The sequence below is a fragment of the Paraburkholderia sp. BR14312 genome (assembly GCF_040948675.1).
GTDB lineage: Bacteria > Pseudomonadota > Gammaproteobacteria > Burkholderiales > Burkholderiaceae > Paraburkholderia > Paraburkholderia nodosa_A.
The window spans coordinates 112,718-130,186 of sequence record NZ_JBFPKI010000011.1 but is presented as its reverse complement, the minus strand read 5'-3'; the positions used below and the strand labels follow the sequence as shown (position 1 = coordinate 130,186).

General features: G+C 60.6%; 13 protein-coding genes. 6 read left to right on the top strand and 7 right to left on the bottom strand.

Going from position 1 to position 17,469, the window contains the following annotated elements:
- Position 1 precedes the first annotated feature (1 nt).
- Genes cyoC through cyoA form a run of 3 tightly spaced genes read right to left on the bottom strand, consistent with a single transcriptional unit; the run spans position 2 to position 3,510 of the window.
- The gene (cyoC, locus tag AB3X98_RS28580; RefSeq protein ID WP_368603363.1) at positions 2-622 is read right to left on the bottom strand and encodes a cytochrome o ubiquinol oxidase subunit III; all 621 of its coding nucleotides are present in this window, start codon (positions 620-622) and stop codon (positions 2-4) included.
- Positions 600-2,597 (bottom strand): cytochrome o ubiquinol oxidase subunit I, encoded by a 1,998-nt coding sequence (cyoB, locus tag AB3X98_RS28575; RefSeq protein ID WP_368603498.1) that lies wholly within the window; start codon positions 2,595-2,597, stop codon positions 600-602. The genes cyoC and cyoB overlap by 23 nt, the downstream gene beginning before the upstream one ends.
- A gap of 7 nt (positions 2,598-2,604) precedes the next feature.
- Positions 2,605-3,510, bottom strand: a complete 906-nt coding sequence (gene cyoA, locus AB3X98_RS28570) for a ubiquinol oxidase subunit II (protein ID WP_368603362.1) — start codon at positions 3,508-3,510, stop codon at positions 2,605-2,607.
- Positions 3,511-4,068: 558 nt separating this feature from the next.
- Between cyoA and AB3X98_RS28565 the strand changes: the two genes are divergently transcribed.
- Positions 4,069-4,557, top strand: a complete 489-nt coding sequence (locus tag AB3X98_RS28565) for a hypothetical protein (RefSeq protein WP_368603361.1) — start codon at positions 4,069-4,071, stop codon at positions 4,555-4,557.
- Between the two features lie 248 nt (positions 4,558-4,805).
- Here the strand turns inward: AB3X98_RS28565 and AB3X98_RS28560 are convergent, their stop codons facing one another.
- From AB3X98_RS28560 to AB3X98_RS28550, 3 genes are read right to left on the bottom strand one after another with little or no spacing between them, the layout of a single operon-like run.
- Positions 4,806-5,495 carry a response regulator transcription factor gene (locus AB3X98_RS28560; protein ID WP_368603360.1) on the bottom strand — a complete coding sequence of 230 codons (690 nt, stop codon included), beginning with the start codon at positions 5,493-5,495 and terminating at the stop codon, positions 4,806-4,808.
- 31 nt (positions 5,496-5,526) lie between these two features.
- Complete coding sequence (locus AB3X98_RS28555) at positions 5,527-5,898, bottom strand: response regulator (protein ID WP_368603497.1); 372 nt, start codon at positions 5,896-5,898, stop codon at positions 5,527-5,529.
- Positions 5,898-8,741, bottom strand: coding sequence for a PAS domain S-box protein (locus tag AB3X98_RS28550; RefSeq protein WP_368610354.1), 2,844 nt, complete (start codon positions 8,739-8,741; stop codon positions 5,898-5,900). The genes AB3X98_RS28555 and AB3X98_RS28550 overlap by 1 nt, the downstream gene beginning before the upstream one ends.
- Positions 8,742-9,150: 409 nt before the next feature.
- Here AB3X98_RS28550 and AB3X98_RS28545 point away from each other — a divergent pair, with 409 nt between their 5' ends.
- Positions 9,151-10,932 carry a winged helix-turn-helix domain-containing tetratricopeptide repeat protein gene (locus AB3X98_RS28545; protein ID WP_368603358.1) on the top strand — a complete coding sequence of 594 codons (1,782 nt, stop codon included), beginning with the start codon at positions 9,151-9,153 and terminating at the stop codon, positions 10,930-10,932.
- A gap of 249 nt (positions 10,933-11,181) precedes the next feature.
- Here AB3X98_RS28545 and AB3X98_RS28540 read toward each other — a convergent pair whose 3' ends face one another.
- Positions 11,182-11,307 carry a hypothetical protein gene (locus tag AB3X98_RS28540; protein ID WP_256094829.1) on the bottom strand — a complete coding sequence of 42 codons (126 nt, stop codon included), beginning with the start codon at positions 11,305-11,307 and terminating at the stop codon, positions 11,182-11,184.
- 873 nt (positions 11,308-12,180) lie between these two features.
- Between AB3X98_RS28540 and AB3X98_RS28535 the strand changes: the two genes are divergently transcribed.
- The 4 genes from AB3X98_RS28535 to AB3X98_RS28520 all read left to right on the top strand — a co-directional run bounded on the left by AB3X98_RS28535 (position 12,181) and on the right by AB3X98_RS28520 (position 17,457).
- Positions 12,181-12,936, top strand: a complete 756-nt coding sequence (locus tag AB3X98_RS28535; RefSeq protein WP_368603496.1) for a gluconate 2-dehydrogenase subunit 3 family protein — start codon at positions 12,181-12,183, stop codon at positions 12,934-12,936.
- Positions 12,937-14,712 carry a GMC family oxidoreductase gene (locus tag AB3X98_RS28530; RefSeq protein WP_368603356.1) on the top strand — a complete coding sequence of 592 codons (1,776 nt, stop codon included), beginning with the start codon at positions 12,937-12,939 and terminating at the stop codon, positions 14,710-14,712.
- Between the two features lie 134 nt (positions 14,713-14,846).
- Positions 14,847-16,139, top strand: coding sequence for a c-type cytochrome (locus AB3X98_RS28525; RefSeq protein ID WP_368603495.1), 1,293 nt, complete (start codon positions 14,847-14,849; stop codon positions 16,137-16,139).
- A 124-nt stretch (positions 16,140-16,263) separates the two neighbouring features.
- Entirely contained in the window at positions 16,264-17,457 is a 1,194-nt protein-coding gene (locus tag AB3X98_RS28520) for a porin (protein WP_368603494.1), read from the top strand.
- Positions 17,458-17,469 lie beyond the last annotated feature (12 nt).

Sequence of the window (17,469 nt, the reverse complement as noted above, 5' to 3'; positions counted from 1 at the left end):
GTCAGAATGCTCCGATCAGATAGACAATCGTGAACACGCAGATCCAGACAAGATCCAGGAAGTGCCAGAAAAGGCTCAGGCACGAGAGGCGTGTCACATTGGCCGGTGTCAGTCCTTTGATCGCCACCTGGTGCAGGACCACCGCCATCCAGAGCAGGCCGGACGCGACATGCAGACCGTGCGTGCCGACGAGCGCGAAGAAGCCAGACAGGAACCCGCTGCGCTGCGGTCCGAAGCCGAGCGAGATCAGATGATGGAACTCGTGTATTTCCATGCCGATAAAGACAGCGCCCAGAATGAAAGTCAGGCTCAGCCACCGGAGCACGTTGCCCTGATCGCGCCGGTGCACGGCAAGCATCGCGTAGCCACAGGTGATGCTGGAAAGCAGCAGCACGAACGTCTCAGCGAGCACGTATGGCAGCTCGAAGATGTCCCTCGGGCCGGGACCACCTGCAAATGCGCCGCTCAATACCGCGTACGACGCGAACAGCGAACCGAACAGGATGCAGTCCGACATCAGGTAGATCCATAGGCCCAGTACCTTGCGCGAGCCTGTGTCGTGGCCATCCTGCGCATGCTCCTCCCCGGCCCCGATTGATTCAATTAGTGTTTGCGTAGACATGGTTCAGATCTCGCTTCATGGGAGGAACGTGTGCTTTCTCGATCCGTTCGATTTCGTCGGCCGGAACGTAGTAATCCGTATCGTCGTCGTAAGAGCGGACGATCACCATCGTGATCGTGGCAAAGAAGCTTGCACCCGCGAGCCACCAGATGTGCCAGATCAGCGCGAAGCACAGCAGCAGGATGAATACGCTCAGGATGAACGGCACACCGGTGCTGCGCGGCATATGAATCGGCTCGTATTTCCTCGCGGGCGGCGGCACTCCGCGCTTCTTCGCCTCGTAGAATGCGTCGACGGCATCCGCGCGCGGCACCACGGCAAAGTTGTAGAACGGCGGCGGCGATGACGTCGACCACTCTAACGTGCGCGCATTCCACGGGTCACCCGTGACGTCGAGGTTCTGCTTGCGGTCGCGGATACTGACGAGGATCTGCGCAATGAGGAAACCAATCCCCGCGAGGATGAAGACAGCCCCCACCCACGCGACCAGGAGATACGGCGTCCAGGCGGGGTTGTCGTAGTGATTCAGGCGCCGGGTCATGCCCATGAAGCCGAGCATGTAAAGCGGCATGAACGCGAGATAGAAGCCAATGACCCAGCACCAGAACGAGTATTTGCCGAGACGCTCGTTAAGCTTGAAGCCGAAGGCCTTTGGGAACCAGTAGTTCAAGCCGGCGAAATAGCCGAACAACCCGCCGGCGATGAGCGTATTGTGGAAGTGGGCGACGAGAAACAGGCTGTTGTGAAGGAGGAAGTCGGCCCCCGGAATGGCGAGCAAAACGCCGGTCATGCCGCCGATCGTGAAAGTCACGAGGAACGCCAGCGTCCAGAGCATGGGCGTCGTGAACTCGACGCGCCCGCGGTATATCGTGAATAACCAAGTGAAGATCTTCACTCCGGTCGGAATGGCGATGATCATCGTCATAATACCGAAGAAGCTATTGACGTCCGCGCCCGAACCCATCGTGAAGAAGTGGTGCAGCCAGACGAGGAACGACAGGATACCGATCGCCAGCGTCGCGCCCACCATCGAGTTATAGCCGAACAGCTTCTTGCGCGCGAATGTTGATGTGACCTCGGAGAAAATTCCGAACGACGGAAGAACGAGGATATATACCTCAGGATGCCCCCACGCCCATATGAGGTTCACGTACATCGTCGGATTGCCGCCGAACTCATTCGTATAGAAATGGAAGCCCAGGTAGCGATCGAGTGCGAGCGCGGCCAGCGCAACGGTCAGGATCGGGAAGGCGGCAATGATGATCACGCTAGTGACGAACACCGTCCACGTGAAGATCGGCATCTTCATCAGCGTCATCCCAGGTGCTCGCATCCGGAGAATGGTCACGAAGAGGTTCACGCCCGTCAACAGCGTCCCCAGACCTGATGCCTGTAGCGACCATATGTAGTAGTCCACCCCCACTCCAGGGCTGAACTCTATGTCCGACAATGGTGGATAGGCGACCCAGCCTGTCTGCGCGAATTCGCCGACGCCGAGCGACAGCATGACGAGCACGACGCCCACGACGAACAGCCAGAAGCTGAAGGCGTTCAGGTAGGGATACGCCATGTCGCGAGCCCCGATCTGAAGCGGCACGACGATGTTCATCAGGCCAACGACGAACGGCGTAGCCGCGAAGAAGATCATGATTACGCCGTGCGCCGTGAAGATCTGGTCATAGTGATGCGGCGGCAGGTAGCCTTGGTGCCCGGGACCGGCGAGCGCAAGCTGTGTTCGCATCATGATGGCGTCGGCGAAGCCGCGGATCAGCATCACGATTGCCACAAAGATGTACATGATGCCAATGCGCTTGTGGTCGACCGTAGTAATCCAGTCGTTCCAGAGCACAGCCCATTTTTTGAACCATGTGATCGCGGCCAGAACCGCCACGGCGCCGACCACAATGCCCGCGAGGGTGACCGCGATGATCGGCTCGTGCAGTGGCACGTCCGCCCATGTCAATTTGCCGAACATGAATGGGTTACTCCTCTCTTTTCGACGAAGCGCTGACGTTGAGAGCTGTATGTGCCGCGGCGTCCGCTCCCGGAGCAACGAACTGGTCGATCACAGCCCTGAAAAGACCTGGCTGAACCCGCGAGAATTGCACAATGGCAGTACCCTGGCTGGGCTTCGCCACTTTCTGGAAGGTGTTGAAATCGAGCCGGTTAGGCGAGGTCTGGACCTGCCTCACCCAGCGCTGGAAGTCATCCTCGCTGGTGGCGGTCGCGATGAACTTCATGTCGGAGAAACCGGGTCCGTTGAAATTGCCCGACATGCCGCGGAACTTCCCCTCCTCGTTTGCCATGAGGTGCAGCTGGGTTCGCATGCCCGCCATCGCGTAGATCTGGCCGCCGAGCTGGGGAATAAAGAACGTCCCCATCGTCGAGTTCGAGGTGATGCTAAACGCCACCTGGCGATGTGCAGGGAATACCAGTTGATTGATTGTGGCAATACCGAGGTCTGGATAGATGAAGATCCACTTCCAGTCAGTTGCGATGACTTCGACGTTGATGGGCTGGCCGGGCACATCGAGCGGCCGGTACGGATCCAGCTCGTTTGTCGATTTCCACACGATGGTTGCCAGCGTGACGATGATCAGGATCGGGATACCCCACACCACTGCTTCGATCCGTGTGGAATGCGCCCACTCGGGCATGTACGTGGCGTTGTGATTCGACGCCCGGTACTGCCCCGCAAATACAAAGGTCAGCACGATGGCCGGCAAGACCACGATCAGCATCAACCCGACGCACAGGATGATGAGGTCGCGCTCCTGAAGGCCGACGCTGCCCTTCGTGTTAAACAGGACCCAGCTGCAGCCACCGAGGCCTGACAGCCCCGCGATTACGGCAGAGCGACAAAGAACTTTCCGGCATATTTCTCTCATAAAGGCACCTTGCTCTATGGCCGCCCTAAAAGCGGCAGGGAAAGGGGCGAAGGAAGACTGCACAACCCGGAGCGGAACTTCATTCGATGGGGCCCTCGATGTACCCACTCGGCCTACCGAATCATCGAGACGCCTTGCTGCCGCGATTGCCTATCGAGTCGTCCTGATAGTCGCCTTTCAGAGATAAGGTTAAGCGCAAGGCGGCGCCCGACTCAAATGCACAATGGTGTAGGAAGGTCGACGCGTCGACGCGAGTGAATTTCGTTTCACCCCTCACCCAAAGTGTCATTGCGGCCACATTGGGCATGGCCTAAATTCGTTCACAGGCCGATGCTCCAAACGCAGGTCTTCCACGCGCCGACTCATGGCATCCCCTACGTCGGCGCAGATTCTCCGTAAATGGCCGCTATGTGCAGATGCACTGTGCTGTGCCGCTAAAGCCGTGGCAGCAGCATTGCCGCCCTTTAACAGAAACGCCTGCTCAATCCGTTGAACGTAGCTTGGCTCCATGGCGGCTGCGCGATAAGGACACGTTTCCCGCCCAGAGGAGGATTTCTCGTGGATCGCAAGAAAACAGCCAATATGATCAACCCGATGGGCTACAAGGACGTTTTATCCGAACGTATTCCAAAGAACCTCGTCGAGCTAGCAAAAAACAGGAACCTGCTGTTCAACGCATCTGTCATCGCGGTATGCGTCTGGGCAGTGATTGAGACACCTTTGGAGCTTGGTGGCGCGCTTGATCGGACCGGGCTGCTTGCCTTGGTAGCGTCGAAGGTACTGCTCGGCTTCATTGGCACGGCCGCTATAGCCAACCTGCGCTTTACCCGTCAGGTTTTCACGTTCATCTGTGGAGTCGGCGTGTTCGCCATAGCACCAGCGTTACCTCTTGAGTATTCGCGCAGCGTTGCCATTGCGATCTTCTCGACGGTTGAGTGCATCGGCAAAGCGGCGTGCGTTGCATCGTTCGCCATCGCGTCGTCAGCAGGAGACAGTGTTGGCGTCCATCTGAGCGTAAGAAAACGCACGACCGACGACCAAACATGAGCTCCCGGGCCGCATTGTATCGGCAGAATCAGCGCACCAGGCGGGCAGCGTCGACACTTGCGCGTCAGACGCATGGCGCGTACGTGCAAGCGCTCATACGAACGCCGCGCTGCATCCGTGCTCGACACTCCCGGATCGATGCCCGATTTCGTCGCTAGCCGATCGGAGAAGCGGGAGCCGGAGCGCACACGGCTTCCTGGTGCATGGTCAGGTCGCTCGAGTAGTCTTCCAGCGATATGCCGACCGCTTTACGCGACTTTTTGCAGCGCGGCCTTCGGCGCGCGGTCAGGATGAAGTCTTCGCGCCAGGCTTATCAGTTCGGCGAGCGAGTGAGCGTTCATCTTTCGCATGACTTGCCTGCGATGCATCTTCACAGTGATCTCGGCGATGCCGATCTCGGCCCCCACCTGCTTGTTCAGAAGTCCGGTCACGACCAACGCCATGACCTCGCGCTCGCGCCCACTGAGTGAAGCGTGGCGATCCTTGATCGACTGCAGCTCGGCTTCCTCGTTCAACGCCACGCGGCTGCACTCGATGGCATGCCGGATGGCATCGAGCAGGACCTGGTCGTCAAAGGGCTTGGTGAAAAATTCAACCGCGCCAGCTTTCATGGCCTGCACGGTCATCGGCACATCGCCGAAGGCGGTGATGAAGATGATCGGCGTGTCGGAACGCTCGGCGGCAATAAGATTCTGAAGGTCGAGGCCGCTGAGATCGGGAAGCATGACGTCTAGCACCAGACAGCTCGGGGCCCTGTCGCGCGGACGTTTGAGAAAGTCCTGTGCGCAGGTGTACGTCTCTGCCCTGAGACCGGCAAAGTGAATCATGGCTTCGAGCGCCTCACGCACCGAGACGTCGTCGTCGACGACGAAGACGACCGGCGTGGCTTGCACCGGCGAAAGTTCCGATTCACGTTCAACTACATGAGATGGTGTCATTGAAAACTCCATTCGTAAGCGCCTGGATGAATTATTTGACGCGGAGCGTGGCCCGGATCGCCCCGAGCAGAGCGGTGTCGCTGAATGGTTTGAAGAGACATTCAACGGCGCCCTGTCCTGGCACGCGTGGGCGGAGGGATTCATCTCCATGCGCTGTAATGAAGACGATCGGAACGGTTTGCCGGCGCCGCACCAGTTCGCGCTGCAGGTCCCGGCCGGACATGCCGGGCATGCACATATCGACGATCAGGCAGTGCGCCTCGCCTACATAGCTGGAGGCCAGGAACGCCTCCGCCGAAGCAAAGGCCTGCGCTGCGAAGCCGAACTCGTGCAACAGGTCAGGCAGCGATTCGCGCACCGACTCGTCGTCGTCGACCACCACGATAAGCGAGCGTTCGACCATCACAGGTCGCTCACGAACTGCTCTGCGTCCGGGCGCACCGGCAAGCTCCTATCGACAGAACGGGCCGCGGGCGCCTCGAATTCGGCTCGAGACGGTAGCGAGAATGAAAACGTCGCGCCAAAGCGCTCATTCGAGCTGGCCCACAAGCGGCCACCGTGGCTCTCGATGATGCGTCGGCATACGGACAGCCCGATGCCCATCCCTTCCCTCTTGGTCGTGAAAAACGCGTCGAATAGCCTGCCCGCATTCTGCGGGTCGATGCCCACGCCGGAATCAGTGACAGCGAATCGCACGTGGTCGCCATCCTCGCGCTCTATCTTAACCAGCATCTGCCGTGGACGATCATCGATGCCATTCATCGCCTCGACGGCATTGAGAAGCAGGTTCAGCACCACCTGCTGGAGTTGGATCCGGTCGCCTGTGGCCGGCTGCAGGTTGTCGGCAGTTTCCAGTCGTAGCACGATCCGTTTGTTCCGAATCTCTGCGCGCAGCAGTTCGATGACGTCGTTCGCGGCTTCAACCAGATCGACGGCGTCCTTCGTCACCGCCTTCTTGCTGAACAGTGCGCGCAGACGCGTCATCATCTCCGAGGCGCGATGTCCATCCCGGATCGTGCGCTTTACGGTCCCGAGCGCACCTTCGACATTGGGCGGCTGGGCGCTCAGCATGCGCAAGCCAGTGCTGGCGTTGGTCATGATGCCGGCCAGCGGCTGGTTGATCTCGTGCGCAATCGAGGCGGTCAGCGCACCCAGGCTGTTGACCCGACTTGCGTGAGCTAATTCGACGCGCAGGCCGTAGAGCGCTTCTTCGGACTCCCGGCGCTCGGTGACATCATGTACCGCACCGATGTAGTCCAGCCAGCCCTGTGGGCTACGCGTCGCGTGAGCCTGTATGCGCACGTACCTGACCGAGCCGTCGGACAGGAGCAGGCGGTGCTCGAACTCCAGGTGCTGGCCGTCTTGCGCCCGCTCGATCATTTCGTGCAATAGATGAAGGTCGCCGGGGTGGACGCGCGTGGCGATCGTATCCAGCGTGACTCTCACCCCTGGCTCGAAGCCGAAGATGCGATAAAGCTGTTCCGACCAGGTGAATGAACCAGTCTCTGGGCGCCAGCTAAAGCTTCCGCTCAAGGTGAGCTGCTCGACTTTGGCCATCAGCGCCGCGCTCTTGCGCAGTTGCTCCTCCGCCTTCCTGCGTGCCGTGATGTCACGTGTAACGCCCAGTTGCACGATTGCGCCGTCGCAATCGTGCATCGGCGCGGCATGGGTTTCGAGGTGCCGTCGCTCGTAGTGTGGCGAGATGAAGTCGAACTCCAGGACGCCGTCCCGTCCCGAGCAAATGTTTCTGTTGAACTCGACATAGCGCGCGCGATGTTCAGGAGCCACGAAATCGAAGTAACACGCTCCGATCACACCTTCCGCACGCACCGATCTCAAAGCGCGGCGTGCAGCCGAGTTGGCGCACAATACCGTTCCGTCGTTTGCGAGGACTGTCACGCAGTCCGGCGTCGTGTCCACGATCGCACGGAAGCGCTCCTCGCTTCGCTTCAGTGCGAGTTCGCCCTGTGCACGCTCGATCGCAATACTCGCAAGGTGTGTAAGCCGTCCTGTTAGATCGGATTGAAACGGAGAGGGGGTTCCAGGCTCCGACCGGAATAACGTGAATGTTCCCAGCACTTCGTTTGTACGTGACAGGATCGGGGTCGCCCAGCACGCGCGCAGACCATGTGCGAGACTCAGGTCGCGCCATGCCGTGGGCCAGCGTGAATCAGACGCGATATCTGATACGACGACCTGCTCGCTGCGCGACGCTGCTAATCCGCAGGGTCCCAAGTCCAGGTGGACGCGGCCGCCACTCGAAGGATAGGTGTAGGTCAAAGCGAGGCCTGCCGCATTCACCTGCTGGAATGTCATGTCGCCGGGTTCGATCAGCGCAATACTGCAGAAGCAATCGCTCACGATCTGCTCGACCAGCCGGCATAAGTCATCAAGAACCGTGGGCAAGGGCAGGCCCATGGCGATCATTTCGAGCAGGCGCTTCTCGCCCGCAAGCAGCGCCTCGGCTCGCTTCCGCTCGTCGATGTCCGTCTGCAGGAAGTACCAGAGAGCGATTCGCCCCTCCTTGTCCTGCAACGGAAAGCCTTGTACGCGAAACCATCGATAGACGCCGTCCGCGCGACGATGACGGGACTCAAAATCGTAAGGCTCGCCGGTTCTGAGTGACGCATAAAATCGGGCAACAGTCGCACGTCGATCATCCGGGTGGGTAAAGTCTCTGCTAGTCCACTGCTTCAGTTCTTCGAGCGTCGCCCCTGAATATTTGAGCGTATGGCGGTTGGCTTGAAACACGTCCCCGTCCGGCGTAAAGAGAATGACGCGCGTAGGCAGTCCGTCCACGATGAGCCGAAAGCGCTCCTCGTGTGCCTTCAGGGCCGCTTCGGCCTGCTTACGGTCCTCGATATCCGTGTTGATCCCGCACCACTTCGCGACTTTGCCGGCAGCGTCGACGACCGGACTGACACGGCATAGAAACCAGCGATACGTGCCATCGAAGCGACGCATTCGCGCTTCCAACTCGCCCTGCACGCCGGAAGCAACGACCGCTCGCCAGGCGTCAAGCAGCGCGGGCCGGTCCTCGGGATGGACCGCAGACTGCCAGCCCTCGCCGCACGCGTGCTCGACGGAGAGCCCCGTATAGTCCGACCAGGGGCGATTGACGAATTCAATGCGACCGTCCGGCAGTGCGGTCCAGACCAGGCCCGGGAGCGCATCCACCGTACTTCTGAGTTCATATTCCATCGCGGTCCTTCCCTTCAGGCGCGCTACCAGCGCGAGCTTTTCCAATCTGCGCCCGTATTGGCGCGCGCTGCGCTTCTGCCGTTCCCGAAGAGAAGCGCACGTCGAAGGCTCACGAAAACTTAAGTATTCCCTTCAAAATAGATCGCTCCGACGGGACCATTGTTAGTCTGAAAGTGACCGGAAGTCGTGAGGAGACGGTGATATAGGCGGGGAATTTTAGTGAGGAATGGCTTTCGGCGATCGGAGCCTTTGGTGGCGCACCTCGAATCCAATCCGTGTCGATGTGCCTTCCGTCCAGACGCTCAGTGTTCGGGCCTGCCTTTGATAATATCGATGGAGCCTTTACGGTAGTCGTCCAGACTTGCTATACCGTTCCTGACCAGGCGGATGCTCGTGCGGACGGTATTCAGCAAAGCTATAATTCTGATAACCGACCGGCTGGTGGAGAGACCCGATGGACGACCTCCGAGTGGGGAACTGGGTGGTCACCCCCAGCCTCAACAGCATCTCTTCCATGGGCCGGACCGTTCGCGTCGAGCCGAAAGTAATGGAAGTGCTGGTGTGTTTGGCCCAGCACCCGGGAGACACGGTTTCCAAAGAGCAGCTCTTTCAAGCTGTGTGGCCCAAGACCGTGGTGACCGAGGATGTATTGAAGCGCTGCATCGCTGAGTTGCGCCGCGCCTTTGTCGACGATGCCCGCGATCCGCGCGTCATCGAGACAATTTCGAAACGAGGCTATCGACTGCTTGCACCGGTAACTGCAGGCAGCGCCACGCCTGCGCCCACTGAGAGTGTGGTAAGCGATTCCATCGTGGTCCTGCCGTTCGTCAACATGAGCGCAGATCCGGAGCAAGAATACTTTGCCGACGGGATCACTGAAGAAATCATCGACGCGCTCGCCCAGATCCAGGAGCTTCACGTCGTGGCACGAAGCTCCGCCTTCTCGTTCAAGGGTAAGCACATCGACTTGCGCATTGTGGGCGAGCAACTGAACGTGCGCACCGTTCTCGAGGGAAGTGTGCGCAGAGCGGATAATCGCCTGCGTATCACGGCGCAGCTTGTGTCTGCGGTGGACGGATATCATCTCTGGTCGGAGCGCTATGACCGTGAGATGAACGATGTTTTCGCTATTCAGGAAGAGATTGCCCAAGCGATAGTGAAGCGGTTGAAGATCACGTTCCCGTGGAATACGAGAAACCTGACTAATCCTGGAACCCCGAATCTCGAGGCATACGAGTCCTACCTGAAGGGTCACGCTCTGCTCTACAAGAGGGGTCCCGCTATTTCACGTGCCCTCGCCTGTTACCAGCGGTCAGTGGATCTCGATCCAGGCTATGCATTGGCGTGGGCCGATCTTGCCGATTGCTACTCGATGCTTTGCTTCTACGGGTTTGCGGCTCCTCAGGCTTTCATGCCCAAGGCCATAGAGGCCGCTCGACACGCGGTGGCATTAGATCCTTCGCTCGCCGAAGCACACTGCACCTTGGCTCTCGCCTACCTGCTCTGGGCCTGGAACACAGCGGAGGCCGAGCGTGAGTTTCTTTGCGCGCTACAACTGAATCCGAAGTACATCTCGGCACTCGGCTGGTACGGAAGTGCTTATCTCCAGTTCTCGGAAGGGCGGCTGGCGGAGGGAATGGAGCAAGCGAAGCTAGCGCTGGCAGCGGACCCCCTATCCGCCTACGCACACGCCTTATACGCACTGACCTGTATCGTGGCGGGCAAAACCGGGGAAGGCGTGGAGGTCAGCCGGCGCGCCGTCCATCTCGATCCCGAGAGCTTTCTTGCTAACTGGGTGCTGCAAATGGCACTGCTGTTGAACGGCCAGTTCGAAGAGTCTATCGCGGCGGGAGAATCGGCATTGGCCATGTCCGGCCGGCACCCCTGGTCCATGGCCTGGCTTGCCGTGGCACTCGCAAGTTGGGGCAAAGCCACGGACGCCGATGCGATTTTCGCCGAAATGCAGGCCCGAGCCCGTCGTGAATATGTTACGCCGACGGCGCTCGCTATCACGGCTTGTGCGGTGGCGAGGGAGGATGAGGTGATTCGCTACGCCCGCGAAGCGTGCGAAATTCGCGACACTAATTTATTTTACTTTTCCAGATATTTTCCTTTGTCACACCGGTTGTATCGTTATCCGCGGTTTTGCGAAATCATTGCACAGTTGGGGCGCAGTGATTGGTTGCGCGATCACCCGCCGCTAACGGTTACGCAGGAGCCACGTGCGCAGGAATGAATCGCGCTCGGTTGCTGATGCTGAGTCACTGAGGCGTCGTGGTTTACCGGAAATCGCAGTTTGTTGACTCACTCCGCCTCATGACCTTCAGTCATTTCCGCGAAACACTTCGTACAACAGATGACTGTAATATTCGAGCAATATTTCACGCGCTTCTGTGCGTCCTCTTTCAATTCGCCGCATTCATCGCAGCGGGTCAAGGCACGGAACTGCAACGGTCGTGAGCGCCACCGTTCGATTGCGTTCATGTCAGCAGCCTTCACGTTGATCTCGTGTGCCGGCGGCGATGATGTTCATCGCCATCTTCGGTAGTTCTGTCGACGTCGGATCTTCTCGGCGTAGCTCAAGCAAATCCCTTGCGTACATGCTCATCATGGTCCTCTCGTTAGATATGAGGCTATGGTCAACAGTCCGGTCTTGCCGGATTACGACAGTATGGCCTGCGGGCGTTTTGGCTCCGCTTCTGCAGCCTCACCATTGCGACGCGTCCATACCATCTACTTCAAAGAGATGGTTACGACGGGAGCATTATTGGTGTGGATGTGCCCGAAAGTCGTGAGAGGACAGTAATGTCGAAGTGAAATTTTGGTGAGGACGGTACTATGCAGTCAGTGAACAATGGGACATGACAGCACTCTAGGCTGCAATCGGTGTAGCGGTCCACTGCACAATGGCTTACCTACATCCATGTGTCGATGGGAAGTAGCGCCGTGTCATATGTAACCCAAAGTGCATTTGCGTCTACGCGTGGCTTACTCTAGATTGGCTTTCAGGCGGAAGGCTTGCTGTGGATTTCAGGAAGCGGCCGAGGTGGCCAACCCTAGAGACTAATAATCTTTAAAGCCATTGACGCGGCGGCGTAGAGTGTCTCCCCGCTTAGTGGCTTGGGTCTCCTCGGCCAGCTTGTCATGCACATGGGCCTACTTGGTGCCGTAAGGGGTAACGTCTCCGTTACTTCTGGACATACGGATCGGGTTCGAGGTCGTGCTCATCGGCGCAGCGCTTATTGTGACCACGCAGCTGAGCATCGATATAAATTAGGATGCCGAATGTATCTTTATATGACTCAAAAGGACGAGGCCCGTGCATCGTTGGTAGCGCTAATCGGTACGCTTACTGGCCGCGATCTAACCCTCGTTGGTACCGCGTCCTGATTGCCAGAGCAATCAGTGGTCTCCTTCACCAATTGGTGATCTCCAGTCCCCGCTTGCCGCCTCAGTCGAAGCCGGCCGCGCAGTCTTGATACGGATTTCAACTATGTCAGCCTCTCCTCTCACGTCACGCCGCGGCTTCCTGCGCACGGCAGCGGTGCTCGTGCCCGCCAGCGCACTGGCGGGCTGCGAGGGCGGCAAGCAGCCGTCGAGCGAAACCGCCGCGGCGGGCAGCGCCGCCTCTGCGCCCAACGTCAGGCCAGAAGCCGCGCAGGCCGCCTACAAGCCGCGCTTCTTCGACGCGCGCGAGTGGGCCTTTGTCGAAGCCGCCACCGACCGTCTGATTCCCGCCGACGCCGAAGGCCCCGGCGCGCTGCAAGCCGGTGTGCCCGAATTCATCGACCGGCAGATGGACACGCCTTACGCGCACGGCGCGCTCTGGTACATGCAGGGACCGTTCCAGCAAGGCGTGCCCGAACTCGGCTACCAGTTGAAGCTCGTGCCACGCGACATCTACCGGCTCAGCATCAAGGCCGTGAACGCGTACTGCGCGAAGGCCTACGGCAAGGACTTCGACGCGCTCGACGCCAGCACGCGCGACAGCGTGCTCGGCGCGCTCGAGGCGGGCAAGGTCGAACTGGACGGCGTGCCGGCCTCCGTGTTCTTCGGGCAGCTGCTGCAGAACACGCGCGAAGGCTACTTCTGCGACCCGATTCATGGCGGCAACCGCAACATGGCCGCGTGGAAGATGATCGGCTTTCCCGGCGCACGCGCCGACTTCATGGATTTCGTGAACCAGAACGGCAAGCCCTATCCGTACGGCCCGGTCTCGATCAACGGGGAGCGTACGTAAATGGCGATCAAGAAACCTCATGTCGATGCCGTCGTGGTCGGCTTCGGCTGGACCGGCGCGATCCTCTCGAAGGAACTGACCGAAGCGGGTCTGAAGGTGGTGGCGCTCGAGCGCGGCGAGTATCGCGACACCTACCCGGACGGTGCATACCCCAACACCATCGACGAGCTCACGTACAACATCCGCAAGAAGCTCTTTCTCGATCTTTCGAAGACCACGGTTTCGATCCGCCACGGCGTGAACGACACGGCCCTGCCCTACCGCCAGCTCGCCGCGTTTCTGCCCGGCGAAGGCGTGGGCGGCGCGGGCCTGCACTGGTCGGGCGTGCATTTCCGCATCACGCCCGAAGAGCTGCGCCTGAAGAGCCATTACGAAGAGCGTTACGGCAAGAAGTTCATCCCCGAAGGCATGACGATCCAGGACTACGGCGTCACCTACGACGAACTGGAGCCGCACTTCGACTTCGCGGAAAAGGTGTTCGGCACCTCGGGCCAGGCGTACAAGGTGAAGGGCAACGTGGTCGGCGACGGCAATGTGTTCGAAGCCGCGCGCAGCGACAATTTCCCGTTGCCCGCGCAACTGAATACCTATTCGGCGCAGCGTTTCTTCGATGCGTCGAAGTCGCTCGGCCTGCATCCCTACCGCCTGCCTTCGGCGAACACGTCGGGGCCGTACACGAATCCCTATGGCGTGCAGATGGGCCCGTGCAACTTCTGCGGCTTCTGCAGCGGCTACGCGTGCTACATGTACTCGAAGGCTTCGCCGAATCTCAACATCCTGCCCGCGCTCAAGCAGGAAAAGCACTTCGAACTGCGCTCAAAATGCCACGTGCTGCGCGTCGAACTCGACGACACGAGAAAGCGCGCCACGGGCGTGACGTACATCGATCCGGCGGGCCAGGAAGTGTTCCAGCCTGCCGATCTCGTGATCGTCGCCGCGTTCCAGTATCACAATGTGCACCTGCTGCTGCTCTCGGGCATCGGCAAGCCCTATGACCCGGTGTCGGGCGAAGGCGTGGTGGGCCGCAACTTCGCGTACCAGAACCTCTCGACCATCACGGCGTTCTTCGACAAGGACACGTGGACGAACCCGTTCATCGGTGCGGGCGGCAACGGCGTGGCCGTGGACGACTTCAACGCCGACAACTTCGACCACGGCCCGCCCGGCTTCGTGGGCGGCTCGCCGCTCTGGGTGAACCAGGCGGGCGTGAAGCCGATCAGCGGCATCGCCACGCCCGCGGGCACGCCGAACTGGGGCGCAGGCTGGAAGAAGGCCGTGAAGGACCACTACGCGCACACCATTTCGATGGACGCGCACGGCTCCAACATGTCGTACCGCGACGTGTACCTCGACCTCGATCCGACCTATCGCGATTCGTACGGCCAGCCGCTTCTGCGCATGACCTTCGACTGGAAGGACAACGACATCAAGATGGCGCGGTACGTGACGGGCCAGATGCAGAAGATTGCCGAGGCGATGGGCCCGAAGGCCATCAACGTCTACACGCGCGAGTTCGGCGCGCACTTCGACTCGCGCCACTATCAGACCACTCACCTCGTGGGCGGGGCCGTGATGGGCACCGATCCGAACACCAGCGTCATCAACCGCTATCTGCAGAGCTGGGATGTGCCCAACGTGTTCGTGATGGGCGCCTCCGCGTTCCCGCAGGGGATCGGCTACAACCCGACCGGCCTCGTCGCCGCCCTCGCTTACTGGAGCGCGAAGGCCATTCGCAACCAGTATCTGAAGAACTCCGGTCCCCTGGTGAGCGTGTGAGAAGCCTCATGACGATCATGAAGAAAAACCTGGTCCCCATGCGATTCGCTCGCAAAAGCGCACGCGGCGCACTGCGCCGCCTGAACCCCGTTTCGAAGGCGGCGATCACGCTCGCCGCCTGTGCTGCGTTATCCATGGCGTTTGCGCTGCTCACGGCCCGTGCCGCCAATGCCACTGCCAAGCCCGCAGACCCCGAACTCGTCGCGCACGGCGAATACCTCGCTCGCGCTGGCGACTGTATCGCTTGCCATACCGCCCAGGGCGGCAAGCCCTTCGCGGGCGGGCTGAAGTTCGATACGCCGATCGGCGCGATCTACTCCACGAACATTACGCCCGACGCCGGGAGCGGCATCGGCAAGTGGAGCTACGACGACTTCGCCAGGGCCGTGCGCCAGGGCGTGCGGCCGAACGGCGACACGCTTTACCCGGCGATGCCCTACCCGTCGTACGCACGCCTCTCCGACGACGACATGAAGGCGCTCTACGCGTACTTCATGCATGGCGTCGGGCCCGTGCAGGCGCAGAACCGCGCGGTGGACATTCCCTGGCCGCTCTCGATGCGCTGGCCGCTCGGCGCCTGGCGCGTGCTGTTCGCGCCGAAGGTGCAGGCGTTCGACGGCTCGCATTACAACGATGCGATCGTCGCGCGCGGCGCGTATCTCGTGCAGGGCCTCGGCCACTGCGGCGCGTGCCACACGCCGCGCGCACGCACGATGCAGGAGCTTGCGCTCACCGACCTCGAAGGCGACGACTTCCTCGCGGGCGGCGCCCCGATCGACGGCTGGGTCCCCTCCAGCCTGCGCGGCAACCCGCGCACGGGCCTGGGCAACTGGAACGAGGACGACATCGTGCAGTTCCTCAAGTCGGGCCGCAATCTGCATACTGCGGCCTTCGGCGGCATGACCGACGTGGTTCGGCACAGCATGCAGCACATGAACGACGCGGACCTGCTCGCCATCGCGCGCTACCTCAAGACGCTGCCCTCCAGTGACCCGAAGGAAACCGCGTATGCCTACGATCCCGCCGCCGCGCACAAGCTGCAAAACGGCGACGCGAGCGCACGCGGCGCAGCGGTCTATCGCGACAACTGCATGGCCTGCCACCGCAGCGACGGACGCGGCTACACGCGCGTGTTCCCCGCGCTCGGCGGCAACCCGGTCGTGCAGGGCAAGGACCCCACTTCGCTGATTCACGTGCTGCTCGCAGGCAGCGCGCTCGAAGGCACGCAATCCGCGCCCTCGTCGTTCACGATGCCGCCGTTCGGCTGGCGTCTGTCCGACCAGGAAGTGGCCGACGTGTCCACCTTCGTGCGTGCGAGCTGGGGCAACACCGGCGCGCCAGTGCGTGCCGAAGACGTCGCGAAGGTCCGCAAGACCATCACCGTGAGCACGCCGGAGCTGCCGCCGGGCGCCTCGCTTAAACACTAACGCTAACGCCAACGGGGTAACTCGCTGGCGCTTTCAATCGCGCTTTCGTCCAGCGCCTGCCGCGGGCCGACTCGGCCGTTCCACTTATGTAACGGTCCATTGTTAATTGTCGAGATAGCACATGATGAAAAAGCATCTGATTTCTACACCAATTCTCTTGTCGCTAGCAGGAACAGCGGCGGCGCAAAGCTCCGTCGCGCTCTACGGCATCGTCGATGCAGGTATTACCTACCGCAGCAACGAACGCACCGGCAGCACCGGCGCGGGCCAGGGCCATTCAAATGCGGCAGTGACGAGCGGGAATCTCTCAGGCAGCCGCTGGGGACTCAGGGGCAAGGAAGAACTCGGCAACGGGCTCGCCGCGATCTTCGTGCTCGAAGACGGTTTCGACATCACCAACGGCACCGAGGGTCAGGGCGGCCGCCTGTTTGGCCGTCAGGCGTTCGTTGGCCTCGCCGACACGCAGTACGGCTCGCTCACGATGGGCCGCCAGTACACCTCGCTCGACGACTTCGTCGGGCCTGTCGCTCCGGTCAGCGCGATCGGTGGCTTCGGCGCGCATCCGGGCGATATCGACGATCTCGACCAGACCACGCGCGTCGACAATTCGATCAAGTACACGAGCAAGAAGTATGCGGGCTTCACGTTCGGCGCGCTGTACGGCTTCGGCGGCCAGGCCGGCAGCCTCAAGAGCCAGAACACATGGAGCGTGGGCGGCAGCTATGCGCACGGCCCTCTGCAAGTGGGCGTGGGTTACGAGCACTCGGATAACAGCAAGACTGGCCCCAAAGACCCGACATCCGGCAAGTGGCAAGGCACCTATGACGGAACATTCAATTCGTCGATCAACGAAGGCTTCGCGAGCGCGCAGTCGCAGCAAGTCGTGGCTGCTGGCGCGACCTGGGACTTCGGCCCGGCGATCGTGGGCGCGAACTACAGCAACGTACAATACAAGGCCGGTGCGAACTCGCTCTATTCGGGAACTGCGACGTTCAATATTGCCGGCCTTTTCGGCATGTGGAAAGTGCAACCTCACATACATCTGTTCGCAGGCTATAGCTACACGCGCGGCGGCCATGTGGACGGCATCGAAGACGAGGCGCAATACCACAACGTCTCACTGGGCGCGCTGTATGATCTCTCGAAGCGCTCGACGGTGTATCTGCTAGCCGGCTACCAGCACGCTTCGGGCATGACGCTCGATGCACTCGGTAAACCAGTAGCGGCCACGGCTTCGGTCTCGGACAAGGGCAACGGCCACTCGGCGGCGACGCAGTCGCAGGCGATTGTGAGCTTTGGATTTCGTGAACGGTTCTAGGCGTTCGCATGT

Coding starts and splice junctions, on each gene's coding strand:
- cyoC (WP_368603363.1), bottom strand. CDS start 622: ATGTCTACGCAAACACTAATTGAATCAATCGGGGCCGGGGAGGAGCAT.
- cyoB (WP_368603498.1), bottom strand. CDS start 2,597: ATGTTCGGCAAATTGACATGGGCGGACGTGCCACTGCACGAGCCGATC.
- cyoA (WP_368603362.1), bottom strand. CDS start 3,510: ATGAGAGAAATATGCCGGAAAGTTCTTTGTCGCTCTGCCGTAATCGCG.
- AB3X98_RS28560 (WP_368603360.1), bottom strand. CDS start 5,495: ATGACACCATCTCATGTAGTTGAACGTGAATCGGAACTTTCGCCGGTG.
- AB3X98_RS28555 (WP_368603497.1), bottom strand. CDS start 5,898: ATGGTCGAACGCTCGCTTATCGTGGTGGTCGACGACGACGAGTCGGTG.
- AB3X98_RS28545 (WP_368603358.1), top strand. CDS start 9,151: ATGGACGACCTCCGAGTGGGGAACTGGGTGGTCACCCCCAGCCTCAAC.
- AB3X98_RS28540 (WP_256094829.1), bottom strand. CDS start 11,307: ATGATGAGCATGTACGCAAGGGATTTGCTTGAGCTACGCCGAGAAGAT.
- AB3X98_RS28530 (WP_368603356.1), top strand. CDS start 12,937: ATGGCGATCAAGAAACCTCATGTCGATGCCGTCGTGGTCGGCTTCGGC.
- AB3X98_RS28525 (WP_368603495.1), top strand. CDS start 14,847: ATGGCGTTTGCGCTGCTCACGGCCCGTGCCGCCAATGCCACTGCCAAG.
- AB3X98_RS28520 (WP_368603494.1), top strand. CDS start 16,264: ATGAAAAAGCATCTGATTTCTACACCAATTCTCTTGTCGCTAGCAGGA.